Source organism: Bacillus sp. LQ01, assembly GCF_057624735.1.
In genome coordinates this window covers 328,623-341,600 of record NZ_JBYEZL010000002.1, presented here as the reverse complement: position 1 = coordinate 341,600, position 12,978 = coordinate 328,623, and the positions used below count along the sequence as shown (strand labels likewise).

The following is a 12,978-nucleotide window of genomic DNA, read 5'->3' as shown; positions in this document are numbered from 1 at the left end:
CCTCCATTTCTACATACTTAGCATTTTTATTTTCCCTTGAAAACATACTATGCCCAAACACCCAACATACGTTCTTTTATTGTAACGGAAAGACTGTAAAAAAGAAAATAAAAAAAGCTACCAAATGGTAGCTTTTTTTATTTTAGAAGTGTTTAGAAACTAATTCTACTAACGCTTCTTTCGGTTTGTAACCTAACGCTTGATCAACTACTTTACCGTCTTTTAATACGAAAAGAGCTGGAATGCTCATTACTTCGAATTGACGAGCAGTTTCTTGGTTTTCATCAACGTCTACTTTTACTACTTTTACTTTTTCGCCTAGTTCTGCATCGATTTCCTCTAATACAGGAGCGATCATTTTACAAGGTCCACACCAAGGTGCCCAGAAATCTAATAATACAACACCTTCGCTAGTTTCAGCTGCGAAGCTTTGGTCATTTGCGTTTACAATTGCCATTTTATTTCCTCCTTCAAGTATATTCTACCAAGAGTATATCATTAACTTATATACGTGGCGAATAATATGTATCGTTATGTATTGTAACAAAAAAATGTTCCTTTATACTATATAAAAATACGGATTAAATACTAAAAAGATGAGAGACAGGGGATCTCTCACCTTTTTCTATATATAGGGGTACTTCACTTGGAACTCAAGGGTACTAAAATCATGAATGTACTTTTAACTTTTTAAACTCTTCTGTTAAAAGAGGTACAACTTCGAATAAGTCACCGACAATACCGTAGTCAGCTACTTTAAAGATACTTGCTTCTGGATCTTTATTAATCGCAACGATTATTTTTGAGTTAGACATACCTGCTAAATGCTGAATCGCACCAGAAATACCACATGCAATGTATAAGTCTGGGGTAACAACTTTACCAGTTTGACCAATTTGTAATGAGTAATCACAGTATTCAGCGTCACAAGCACCACGAGATGCCCCAACAGCGCCGCCTAGTACGTCAGCCAACTCTTTTAATGGTTTAAAGCCTTCTTCACTCTTCACACCGCGTCCACCAGCGATAATAACTTTCGCTTCAGAAAGATCCACACCTTCTGCCGTTTTACGGACAACATCTTGAATGATTGTACGTAAATCTTTCACATCAACTGTAATAGAAGATACGTCACCGCTGCGAGACTCATCTTTTTCCAGAGTTGCAATGTTATTTGGACGCACTGTCGCAAATAAGATGCCGTCTGTTACAATCTTCTTCTCGAATGCTTTACCAGAGTAAATTGGACGAGTGAAGATAACATTTCCACCTTCAACCTCTAAAGCAGTTACGTCAGAAATTAAACCAGCTTCAAGCTTCGCTGCTAATTTTGGTGATAAATCTTTGCCAAGTGCTGTATGTCCAAAGACAATACCTTCTGGATTTTCTTCAGCATGTACAGCTAAAAACGCTTGTGCATAACCATCAGATGTATATGATTTTAATTTATCATTTTCAACTGTCACAACGCGATCTGCACCGTAATGAATCAATTCATTTGCAAAAGAGGCAACGCTGTCTCCAATTAGAAGACCTACTACTTCACCGCCTTCTGCAATTGTTTTTGCTGCTGCTACCGCTTCAAAAGAAACGTTACGTAGCGATCCATCACGAACTTCACCCATTACTAATACTTTACGAGCCATAGATTTTCCCTCCTGCATATATAATTTCGTATTTTATTAGATTACTTTCGCTTCTGTATGGAGCAACGATACAAGTTCTTTTACTTGATCTTGCAGCTCGCCTTGTAACACTTTTCCTGCATCTTTCTTAGGAGGCAAATAGATTTCAATTGTTTTTGTCTTTGCTTCCACATCATCTTCTTCTAAATCTAAATCATCTAATTCTAATTCTTCTAGCGGCTTTTTCTTCGCTTTCATAATACCTGGAAGCGATGGGTAACGCGGTTCATTTAAACCTTGCTGTGCTGTTACTAAAACTGGTAATGAAGTTGCAATCACTTCTGTATCACCTTCAACATCACGCTCAATCTTCACATTTGTACCGTCAATTTCAAGTTTTGTAATTGTCGTTACATACGGAATATTTAACGCTTCAGCTACGCGTGGTCCTACTTGTCCAGATGCACCATCAATTGCAACGTTTCCGCCTAAAATTAAATCTGCATCTTTATCTTTTAAATATTCAGCAAGCACTTTTGCTGTCGTGAACTGGTCACCATTTTCTACGTCATCTTCAATATTAATTAATACAGCTTTATCACAGCCCATTGCTAATGCAGTACGAAGTTCTTTCTCACTATCTTCGCCACCGACTGTTACAACTGTAACTTCTCCACCTTGTGCGTCTCTTACTTGAATTGCTTCTTCAATTGCATATTCATCGTAAGGGTTGATGATGAATTCCGCTTCGCCATCGTAAATTGCACCGTTTTTAATTACGATTTTTTCTTCTGTATCAAATGTTCGTTTCATGAGTACGTAGATGTTCATTCCATTTACCCCCTTGTTTTTCAGAAAGATTCTATCAATTTTAATTTTCTGTTAATTTATATTAAAAAAATAATTGAACTACCTGCCACTAAATGAAGGTTTACGCTTTTCTAAAAATGCAGCTACACCTTCTCTTCCATCTTCACTCGTAAATACTTCACCAAAAATCTGTGATTCACGTTGTACACCTTCATAGTAATGAGACGATTTTGTCGTTTGCAATAACTCTAGTACAGCACGAGTTGTTGCTGGACTTTTTCCAGCAATTTGTTTTGCAACTTTAAGCGTATCATCTAAAAGAGATTCTTCAGAGAACAATCCGTTAACAAGTCCCCACTTTAATGCTTCTGCACCAGTAATTGGTGTGCTTGTTAACATCATTTCACAAGCTTTCGCTTTCCCAACATAACGTGGTAAGCGCTGTGTACCTGCAAAGCCAGGAATTAATCCAAGTGTTAATTCAGGTAAACCAAGTTTTGCACTTTCAGTTGCAAAGCGCATGTGGCAAGACATAGCAAACTCAAGGCCGCCGCCCAGTGCCGCTCCATGAATTGCCGCAATAACTGGTTTTGAACATTTTTCAACACGCTCAAACGTAACTTGTCCAAGCTGTGCTAATTCTGTTGCTTGCTTCGCTTCAGTAACAGATGTAAATTCTTTAATATCTGCTCCCGCTGAGAAGAAACGTCCTTCACCATGAATAACAACAACACGAATGTTATCATCCTTTTCCACTTGATCAATTAATTCAGTAACGTCATGCATAACTTGTGAAGACATCGCATTCGCTGGTGCGTGATTTAACGTCGCCACCGCGATATGATCTTCAACTCTTACAGATAGGAATTTCAACATGATCCCTCCCATTATTGACGATAACCACAAGCTGCAATAAGTAGCCCGTGTACCGTTTTTGAAAGTGCGACCAGATCATACTTATGATCGCTCATTACCCAATTGGTCACAACTTCATCCACTGTTCCAAAGATCATTTGTCTTGCCACGCGAACATTTAAATCTGCTTGAAATTCACCTTGTTTTATACCAGTCTCTAAAATCTCATCCATAACTTGTAAGTAGCCTTTTAATACTTCATTTATTTTAAGGCGCAAGTCTTGATTGGACTGCCTCAGCTCTAATTGCGTAACGATAGCAAGAGGATCATTTTGCGACAACAGCAAGAAGTGCGTTTCTACCAACATGAATAACTTCGATACAGCGCTTTCAATTCCTGCTGTTTTTTGACGAATTGTTTCGACAAATTCTCCCATCTTCTCTTGGAATAAGGATATTAATATATCTTCTTTATTTTTAAAATATAAATAAATCGTGCCATCAGCTACCCCAGCTTGCTTTGCGATTTTAGAAACTTGCGCTTGGTGGTACCCATTCTCCGCAATCACAATGACTGCCGCATCAATAATTTGATTGTATTTCGGTCTATTTTTCTTCACTTTACTGTCCCCTTCAAGAAGATGACTGAATGAATAGTCATTCATATTCTTATAATACTGACTATTTAGAAAAGTGTCAATCCTATTTTTTCAAAAAGAAAGGGCCTTAGCCCGTTTGCTCATCCTCATTCTTTCTCTTCTCTTCATCTATTAGAACACGGCGCAAAATTTTCCCTACTGTCGTTTTCGGCAATTCATCTCTAAACTCATATACTTTCGGCACTTTATAAGCCGCTAAATATTTACGTGCAAACTGATTTAATTCTTCCTCAGAGCACTCCGTACCTTCTTTTAACACAACAAATGCTTTAACTGTCTCTCCTCGGTACGGATCTGGAACTCCAATTGTCACTACTTCTTGCACTTTTTCATGCTCATATAATACTTCTTCAACTTCACGAGGATACACATTAAATCCACTCGCGACAATCATATCTTTCTTGCGATCTTTTACATAGAAAAATCCATCTTCATCCATGTAGCCAACATCACCTGTATGGAGCCAGCCATCTTGCAATACAGCCGCTGTTTCCTCTGGCTTATTCCAGTATCCTTTCATAATTTGAGGGCCTTTCACTACAATTTCCCCTATTTCTCCTGGCGGTAATGCCTCACCAGTCTCAAGTGACATAATGATTGCTTCTGTATCTGGCCACGGAACTCCAATGCTACCTGGCACTCGCTTTTCCCATAAAAAATTACTATGTGTAACTGGAGAGGATTCTGTTAAACCATATCCCTCTACTAGTTTACCACCTGTAACTGTTTCGAACTTTTCCTGTACTTCTACTGGCAGTGGTGCTGATCCACTAATACAAGCACGAATAGAAGAAATATCGTATTCTTTTAAAAGTGGGCTATTTAAAAGAGCTATATAAATAGTTGGTGCCCCTGGAAATAGTGTCACTTTATGCTTCTTAATCGCTTCAAAAACCATTTTCATATCAAACTTTGGAATAAGGACCATTTTGTATCCTTGCATAACACTCAAATTCATAACAGCCGTCATGCCGTACACGTGGAAAAATGGAAGAACCCCAAGAACGACTTCTTCTCCTTCTTTGCAATTATATAACCATTGAACTCCCATTAACGTGTTAGAGACGAGGTTTTTATGCGTTAACATAACGCCTTTCGGAAATCCGGTTGTTCCTCCTGTGTACTGTAAAAGAGCTAGATCATTTTCAGGATCACAAGGCTCCTCAACATCCGTATTCACTTCTTTTTCTACTGAATTCCAAAGATGAATCGTTTCACTCTCTGATACTTTCACAACTAAATTTGACTGTTTTTTCTGCACAAATGGATACAATAGATTTTTAGGGAATGGTAAAAAGTCCGCAATACGAGTTACGATAATATGCTCAATTTTTGTAGCAGATTGAACATTCGTTACTCTTGGAAACACTAAATCGAGACAAAGAATTACTTTTGCTCCCGAGTCATGAAGCTGATATTCTAATTCTCTCTCTGTATACAGTGGATTTGTTTGTACTACGATACCTCCCGCAAGTAATGTGCCGTAATAACCAATTACAGCTTGCGGACAATTCGGCAACATAATAGCAACTCGATCACCCTTTTCCACACCGAGCTTTTGAAGATAATTTGCAAACCTCTTCACCTTATCATGGAAGTCCGAAAACGTAATATCCTTCCCTAAAAAGTGAAGCGCTTTCTTTTCTGGGTAGCGAGAAGCCATCTGTTCTACATATCTATGAAGCGGCTGAATATCATAAGAAATCGTACTCGGAATTTCCTCTGGATAACTTTTCAACCATGGTTTTTCCACCTTCATTCCCCCTTCAAATACATAAAAATAAATGAATGTTCATTCATGATGGTTATTTTCATTATATTATAGTCACCATAGCGTTACAATCATAATATTCTGACTTTTGTATAACTATGCTTTACTTCATTAACTTCTTATTATATGTAGAAACTCTCTTAATCTTAAAAGAGTAAGAGAGTTATAGTTTAACTTAATCTTATTATCGTTAACACTGCTCCTGGAGTAGTTGTTGATAATGTTGCGACAGCTAACAAACCAAATAATTGCAAGCTAATAGCATCTCCTGCTGCGAGAGTTGTAATGATTGTTGCACTAAATGATGTGGTTGCTACCGCAGGAGCATTAATCGTCCCAGCAAGTGCCCCTCCATTAATTGTAATCCGTGAACTGACTAATAATGAAGCCGTTATATTAATTGTATATGAAATATAATAATTACCAGCATTTGCAACCGTAAATACTGTGTTTCCACCAGAAACAGTAATTCCTGGACCGATGTTTTGATTATTTGGAAGCGGGACATTCGTTCCACCAAGAACTACAGATATCGCTGTTCCCGACGTATTATTTGCAAATGCATATGTCGCCGTGATACTTGTACCTGTTGCTCCGGTTGGACCTGTTGAACCCGTTGATCCTGTTGCTCCCGTCGGACCTGTTGATCCTGTTGAACCCGTTGGACCTGTTGCTCCCGTCGATCCTGTTGGACCTGTTGCTCCCGTCGGACCTGTTGATCCTGTCGATCCTGTTGGACCTGTTGATCCCGTTGGACCTGTTGATCCCGTCGGACCTGTTGATCCTGTTGAACCCGTTGGACCTGTTGCTCCCGTCGCTCCTGTTGGACCTGTTGAACCCGTTGGACCTGTTGAACCCGTCGGACCTGTTGCTCCCGTTGATCCTGTTGGACCTGTTGCTCCCGTTGGACCTGTTGAACCCGTTGAACCCGTTGCTCCCGTTGGACCTGTTGCTCCTGTTGAACCTGTCACTCCTGTTGAACCTGTCGCTCCCGTCGGACCTGTTGCTCCCGTTGCTCCTGTTGAACCTGTCACTCCTGTTGAACCTGTCGCTCCCGTCGGACCGGTTGAACCTGTTGCTCCTGTTGAACCTGTTGCTCCTGTTGAACCTGTCGCTCCTGTTGGACCTGTTGAACCGGTTGAACCCGTCGGACCTGTTGAACCCGTTGGACCTGTTGCTCCCGTCGGACCTGTTGCTCCCGTCGGACCTGTTGCTCCCGTTGGACCTGTTACTCCCGTTATTCCTGTTACTCCCGTTATTCCTGTCGCTCCCGTTGGACCTGTTACTCCCGTTATTCCTGTCGCTCCCGTTGGGCCTGTTGCTCCCGTTGATCCTGTTGAACCTGTTGCTCCTGTTGCTCCCGTTGCTCCGGTTGGACCTGTTGCTCCTGTTGCTCCCGTCGGACCTGTTGAACCCGTCGGACCTGTTGCTCCTGTTGAACCCGTTGAACCCGTTGATCCCGTTGGACCTGTTGGACCTGTTGAACCCGTCGGACCTGTTGAACCTGTCGCTCCGGTTGGACCTGTTGAACCCGTTGATCCTGTTGAACCGGTTGCTCCCGTTGGACCTGTTGAACCCATTGGACCTGTTGGACCTGTTGGACCAAGCTTAGGGACTGTCCCATCACAACTAAAACAACACGAATCAACATGTACACCATTTTGATTATTACAACTACAATATCCATTTGTATTATTGAGCCATGAAGACATGTTGATTCCTTCCTTCAAATTCAATCTTATAAGTACAAGTAAGAAATTAAAAAACATTTATCAAATCAGACCGAAAGCTTTATTCAGTGGAGATAAATATAGATTTATCCCGTACATTCTAATAATTATTACATGCGATACTATCTCCTTTTGCTTGTACTTTCGCCTCTCTAGTTAAATGAAATTCCTTTTCTAAATTCTTCATACACATATGGATTTTAATCTTACATAACGATATTCGTATAATTCGTTATTTTTCAGCAAAATTTTAAAAATATAATTACGAATAAAAAACTTATTTTGGGAAAGAAGATGAAGAAAATTCTTAGTATTTTCATGGTTGTTCTTCTATTCGCTGTTGAATGCGGACAGCAAAAAAGAGGAGAAAAAGGTAACAACGATAGAAGATAAAAAGCAAACTATAACAATTAAACATACTGAAGGGGAAACAAAATTAGATAAACCGGCGAAAAAAGTTGCTATACTTGGAACACCTTATTTCTTATGGTTGATGAGGAAAAGTGGGAAGAAAGTTAATTAAAAGACGACTTCATATATGTGAAGCCGTCTTTTCCTATTATGGCAGAAAATTAATATAGGCTTTGTACATAATATATATAACAAGTGAATACATGATTATATTGAATACACTTCGTTTTAAAGTTAACTTTCTCTTTAATTTCTTATCTTGTAATCTCAATTCTATTCCATTTGCTATTTTCAACCTACCTACTATTTGAAATAACTCTCTGTAATCATCAGCATTTCCCAATAATACGTATTCCTTATCATTTTTATACTTTATATGCAGAAACTCGCTTCCACCTTTACGGTCTAATATTGTTTTCATATTGTAGCAATGCTTAATTAATTATTTCTTGTGGAACAGGGATTATATTATCTCTCACGAATTTAATCTATGAACAAAAATAGGAGGGATAACTATGTACCAAACAATTGAAGGCTTTTTACAATCATGGACATACGAGGCTGAGTCTACTCAGAAAATGCTTGATTCATTAACCGATGCATCTTTATCACAGGAAATTGCACCTGGGCACTGGACGTTAGGAAGAATTGCTTGGCACATCGTGACGGCAGTTCCTGTGATACTATCTGGCACAGGGCTAAAGTTTGAAGGAGAAACGAAAGATTATCCTGTTCCAACTTCTGCAAAAACAATTGCAGATGAATACCGTAAAGTAAACGCGGCTTTTGTTGAAACACTTCAAAGTAAATGGACTGATAAAGACTTAGCTACTATTAATGACTTCTTTGGTCGCCCTATGCCGAATTCTATATTTTTAATGACACTCATTAATCATCAAAATCACCACCGCGGACAAATGACGGTTTTAATGCGACAAGCTAGCTTAACAGTTCCTGGCGTATATGGCCCCGCAAAAGAAGAATGGGCTGCGGCTGGAATGGAAGCTCCTAAAATGTAACGACAAAAAAGACAAGATGTTTACATATCTTGTCTTTTTCTGTAACTTGTTTCATGTGAAACTATTTTTTCTTAATAGTTGTTTTATGGAAAAGATAGGTTAAAATGAATACATACTATGAAGAGGAGTAACCAAATTGAATACAAAGAATAAAAAAATAGCTATGGGCACTATTTTATTAACTTCTATTATTGGAGTTATTAGTGTATCTCTTTATTTCACCTATTATGGTACCCCTTGGGGAAAACAAGCAGCAATTACGGAATCAAAAGAATATATTACAAAATATTTTAATCTAGATGCAGAAGTCAAAAACACTTCTTACGATGCTAAAATGAATAGCTATGCAATCGCCTTTGAAACAAGTGGAGACGGAGAGTTTACTATCGAATATAAAAGTCCTAATAACTTTAACATTTCTCCAGGAGTGCAAAAGTATTTAAGCACACACTCTAAATTTACAGAGTAGTACCGAAACATACATATACAAAAAAGAGTTGGTGTAACGCCAACTCTTTTTCTTATTCTTTTCATACAGTTATATCTTCCTTCTCTATATTTTTAATGCCGTAATATGCAATCACAACTCCAATTGCCGCCAATGCTAGTTGAAGGGGAAGTAAAGTTGCTGTAGGAAACTCTGGGTTGGTATTCATTGCAATTGAGACAACGATAAGAGATGAAACAATTGTAGTTGGCACTGAACGTTTACGCATTCCGAAATATAATGGGATTAAACTCATCCCCGCAGTTGCAATGGCTAAAGGAACTAGTTTTATTCCTTCTTGCACCAATTGATCTACTGTGAATGAATGAGGAATAATTGAAAAACAACTATCTATCCCAAAGAAAATTCCTACTACTAAAATGTTAGATACAATAACTGTTATAAATGTTACTATCGCTGTAATAGCCAACTTACTAGCCATCATTTTCTTTCGATTAATGGGATAAGAAAACATGAGTAGTATTGTTTTATTTTTATATTCGTCAATTATTAACCTTGCTATTAATACACTACCAAAAATAATAAATGTTGCTCTTACTACTGTACTAGCCATTAACAAAATCATCTGCGGATCTCTTATTTCTGGATCTCCTTCTATTTGTGCAATGAAACTAACAAAGATTAATAATGCCAGTATAATAATATTTGCAATAACTGCTCCCCTCACATACCATCCAAACTTAAACTTCTTCAATTCTAACTTCATAAGACGTAGCATGATATTCCTCCTTCCTCCTTGGACTTAATCAATATAAATGACTCCTGTTTCACTTAAAATCTTCGCTTCATTTTTTGCATCACCAATCGTTCCTACTTTTATTTTGTCTGTATTTTTATCTTTCTTAAGTCCTTTTAAATCCACTATTACGTCAGCCGAATTACTTTTAGCCATAAGCTTCAATGATGCAGGGACACCTTTATACCGTACGCCAATATCACCTGATTTTGTTTCTATAAATAATGATTTTCCTTCTGTCATATCTTTCAGTAATACTTCCCCAGATGTTGAAGTGATGTTCATATTTGAGTTACTTACATTTGTTATATAGTTATCACCAGTCGTAGACTTTATATTTAATTCTTGTACTGAACTACCTTTTAAAACTAACTCTCCACTTTGCGATATAAATTCACCTTTCTCGGCTGATAGTCCTACAATCATTTCATCTCCAGACTTGCCTTTTGTCATGATATTTTTTACTACTATATCTCTTATTTTCACATCACCCGATTTATTATTTAATGCAATTTTATCTATTTCTTTCTTCGGAATAGCTATAGATATACTATTTTTCTTCCTAAACGTGAAACCATTAAAAAATCTGTTCATCTTTTGTTTTTGTTTAATCACAATTTTATTTTCATCATTTTCTATTTTGACAGGATCTATCTCTTTATCTACTTGTTCACCTTGAGCGGAAATTACTATTTTATTAGCGTCTGTACTTTTAAATTCAAGATTCCAGTTTTCATTATCTACTTCTATTTCTTTTATATTATTTATCTCAAAAGACTTTTCTTTCTTAAAACCTTTCCCCTGAAACACCTTAAAACCAAAAACTACACTAGCAATTGTAATGAATAATATTGCAATTACTATTATCTTTTTCACCATTCATACCCCAGTTCATTGTTGTTTTAAGCTTGCTTCACACCACATCAATCTTATCGATTTTACGAAACGATAAATAACTAATGAAGATCCCTAATAAACAGAGCACGATTGGGATAGCTATAAAATCAAACATACTTACTTGATCGTTTCCAGGACCAACGTTACCACTAATCAGCATACCAATTATTACTGCCGAAGTAATCGTTGTCGGTGTCGATTTCTTTCTCATTCCAAAAAATAAAGGAATTAAACTTATACCAGATATCATAAATGCACTTATAAAAGTATCTGGAACGATAGCTATTATTTCACCCATCGTAGCTGGCGTTTCAATCAGTCCCATCATTGGACTCACAAAATATACGAGTAAACTAATAATAAAAGTAGCGATAATGGTGCTCACAAAACAAAAACAAAAAACAATTGTTAATTTCGCCCTCATTAGCATTTTCCTTTGCAGCGGGTACATAAACGATAATTGCATCGTTTTGTTCTTATACTCATCAATTACTAAACGTGATAAAATGACCGAACTAAAAATAATGAATGTTATCCTAATAAAAATATTTGCTGCAGCCATGTTCTGTGTGAAGTCAGAGAAGAGCATGTTTTCCTCGGCTTTCATTCCCAATGCCATAAGGCTTACTGCAGCGAAAATTGCTATAATACAAATTGCTACACTTTTAAAGTAACGAGATAATTTATGTTTCTTCCATTCGAGCTTCATTAATTTAAACATATAAATTACGCCTCCATTCTTTATATACCTGTCTCTACGCTGCTAACATTCTAATTCCAGCAGTAACGGAGCTTAACATTCCTATCACTAGTACAATGAACAACCATTTCCGCTCTGGTTTTCTATAATATAAAATTCCACTTATTAGCATTACGATAAATCCACTTATCAGGTTCAGCCATAGTCCATTAAGCATGAATACCTTCTCCATCCATTACATTTAAGAAATATTCTTCTAAGGAACTATGTTTCTTATTAATACTTTCAATTTCCACATCGTTCATAATAAGTGCTTTTGAAATGGCCTGCTGAGACGCTAACGTATCATACACACGAATCATGGTTCCACTCATTATTTTGTAGTTTTTTATACCAAGTTTATCTTCTAAAATATAAGCTGCACGTTTCACATCAGGAACAGTGATTTCAATGTACTCTGTTTGTTTTCCGTTAATACTCTTCATTGAAACTTCTTTTATTAGTTTTCCATTTTGAATCACACCAATTGTATCGGCCATTAGTTCCATTTCACCTAAAATATGACTAGAAACTAATAATGTAATGCCATATTCTTTGCAGAGCATTTTAAATAAGTCTCGTAACTCTTTAATACCAATTGGATCTAAACCGTTAATTGGTTCATCTAAAATGAGCAATTCTGGCTTTGTCACGATTGCTCTTGCAATACCGAGTCGTTGTTTCATTCCTAATGAAAAATCTTTTACTTTTTTATTATCTACCCCTTGTAGTTTCACTAAATGTAAAGCATGGTCAATTGCATTTTTATCGTAGTAGCCCATGTATTCACAATGTAGGTCTAAGTTTTCTTTCGCCGTTAATTTATCATAAAAGATTGGGTATTCAATAATTGTCCCCATTCTTTTTAATACTTCATAAGATGTATCTGTTAATTTCTCACCGAAGATTTCAATATCACCACTCGTCGGTTTTATTAAATTTGTAATCATTTTCATAATCGTTGTTTTACCAGCACCGTTTGGTCCTAAAAAACCGTAAATTTCTCCTTTTTTCACATGCATGTTAACACCGGAAATAACTTCTTTCCCTTTAAACACTTTCGTTAACTGGTTTGTTTTTAATATATATGTCATGTTACTTTCCCCTTTCGCAATACTCTATATTTCTATAATAGACAACGGAAATCTCTTTTTTCTTACCCGTTTCTTACAAATTCCTTACGCTGAAAAAAAGCTTGTAGAATCTACTGCTCTACAA

Annotated in this window: 14 protein-coding genes and 2 pseudogenes; 3 read left to right on the top strand and 13 right to left on the bottom strand. The window is 37.0% G+C overall.

The features are described from left to right. Positions 1-142: 142 nt before the first annotated feature. The 7 genes from trxA to AC22L0_RS14090 all read right to left on the bottom strand — a co-directional run bounded on the left by trxA (position 143) and on the right by AC22L0_RS14090 (position 7,432). The gene (gene trxA / locus AC22L0_RS14120) at positions 143-457 is read right to left on the bottom strand and encodes a thioredoxin (RefSeq protein WP_001018943.1); all 315 of its coding nucleotides are present in this window, start codon (positions 455-457) and stop codon (positions 143-145) included. A gap of 211 nt (positions 458-668) precedes the next feature. Continuing rightward, positions 669-1,646, bottom strand: coding sequence for an electron transfer flavoprotein subunit alpha (gene etfA, locus AC22L0_RS14115; protein WP_000101943.1), 978 nt, complete (start codon positions 1,644-1,646; stop codon positions 669-671). A gap of 36 nt (positions 1,647-1,682) precedes the next feature. Continuing rightward, positions 1,683-2,456, bottom strand: a complete 774-nt coding sequence (gene etfB / locus AC22L0_RS14110; protein WP_001029028.1) for an electron transfer flavoprotein subunit beta — start codon at positions 2,454-2,456, stop codon at positions 1,683-1,685. Positions 2,457-2,534: 78 nt separating this feature from the next. Continuing rightward, a complete protein-coding gene (locus AC22L0_RS14105; protein ID WP_000911292.1) occupies positions 2,535-3,311 on the bottom strand; it encodes an enoyl-CoA hydratase in 777 nt (258 codons plus the stop codon). A gap of 11 nt (positions 3,312-3,322) precedes the next feature. After that, positions 3,323-3,910: a fatty acid metabolism transcriptional regulator FadR gene (gene fadR / locus AC22L0_RS14100; protein ID WP_000742223.1), complete on the bottom strand. Its 588-nt coding sequence runs from the start codon at positions 3,908-3,910 to the stop codon at positions 3,323-3,325. A 106-nt stretch (positions 3,911-4,016) separates the two neighbouring features. After that, entirely contained in the window at positions 4,017-5,702 is a 1,686-nt protein-coding gene (locus AC22L0_RS14095) for a long-chain-fatty-acid--CoA ligase (RefSeq protein ID WP_000414742.1), read from the bottom strand. Positions 5,703-5,890: 188 nt separating this feature from the next. Then, positions 5,891-7,432: a BclA C-terminal domain-containing protein gene (locus tag AC22L0_RS14090; RefSeq protein WP_487272295.1), complete on the bottom strand. Its 1,542-nt coding sequence runs from the start codon at positions 7,430-7,432 to the stop codon at positions 5,891-5,893. A gap of 312 nt (positions 7,433-7,744) precedes the next feature. Here AC22L0_RS14090 and AC22L0_RS14085 point away from each other — a divergent pair. After that, a pseudogene (locus AC22L0_RS14085) lies at positions 7,745-7,931 on the top strand (ABC transporter substrate-binding protein); the annotation flags it as partial. 78 nt (positions 7,932-8,009) lie between these two features. Here the strand turns inward: AC22L0_RS14085 and AC22L0_RS14080 are convergent. Continuing rightward, a pseudogene (locus AC22L0_RS14080) lies at positions 8,010-8,282 on the bottom strand (septation ring formation regulator EzrA); the annotation flags it as partial. Positions 8,283-8,376: 94 nt separating this feature from the next. Here AC22L0_RS14080 and AC22L0_RS14075 point away from each other — a divergent pair. Together AC22L0_RS14075 and AC22L0_RS14070 are read left to right on the top strand one after the other, a co-directional pair. Then, positions 8,377-8,880: a DinB family protein gene (locus AC22L0_RS14075; RefSeq protein WP_087967254.1), complete on the top strand. Its 504-nt coding sequence runs from the start codon at positions 8,377-8,379 to the stop codon at positions 8,878-8,880. A gap of 136 nt (positions 8,881-9,016) precedes the next feature. Continuing rightward, positions 9,017-9,349: a YfjL-like protein gene (locus tag AC22L0_RS14070; RefSeq protein WP_001093293.1), complete on the top strand. Its 333-nt coding sequence runs from the start codon at positions 9,017-9,019 to the stop codon at positions 9,347-9,349. 61 nt (positions 9,350-9,410) lie between these two features. Here the strand turns inward: AC22L0_RS14070 and AC22L0_RS14065 are convergent, their stop codons facing one another. The 5 genes from AC22L0_RS14065 to AC22L0_RS14045 are packed head-to-tail and all read right to left on the bottom strand — an operon-like array spanning position 9,411 to position 12,854. Further along, the gene (locus tag AC22L0_RS14065; protein ID WP_000945178.1) at positions 9,411-10,106 is read right to left on the bottom strand and encodes an ABC transporter permease; all 696 of its coding nucleotides are present in this window, start codon (positions 10,104-10,106) and stop codon (positions 9,411-9,413) included. A 24-nt stretch (positions 10,107-10,130) separates the two neighbouring features. Beyond that, positions 10,131-11,003 (bottom strand): DUF4097 family beta strand repeat-containing protein, encoded by an 873-nt coding sequence (locus AC22L0_RS14060; RefSeq protein ID WP_002103665.1) that lies wholly within the window; start codon positions 11,001-11,003, stop codon positions 10,131-10,133. Between the two features lie 34 nt (positions 11,004-11,037). Beyond that, positions 11,038-11,742, bottom strand: coding sequence for an ABC transporter permease (locus tag AC22L0_RS14055; protein ID WP_000475530.1), 705 nt, complete (start codon positions 11,740-11,742; stop codon positions 11,038-11,040). 34 nt (positions 11,743-11,776) lie between these two features. After that, positions 11,777-11,938, bottom strand: a complete 162-nt coding sequence (locus AC22L0_RS14050) for a hypothetical protein (protein WP_000931811.1) — start codon at positions 11,936-11,938, stop codon at positions 11,777-11,779. Then, on the bottom strand, positions 11,931-12,854 hold the full coding sequence (locus tag AC22L0_RS14045) for an ABC transporter ATP-binding protein (protein ID WP_000221066.1): 924 nt from the start codon (positions 12,852-12,854) through the stop codon (positions 11,931-11,933). Before AC22L0_RS14045 ends, AC22L0_RS14050 begins: the two co-directional genes overlap by 8 nt. Between the last annotated feature and the right edge of the window lie 124 nt (positions 12,855-12,978).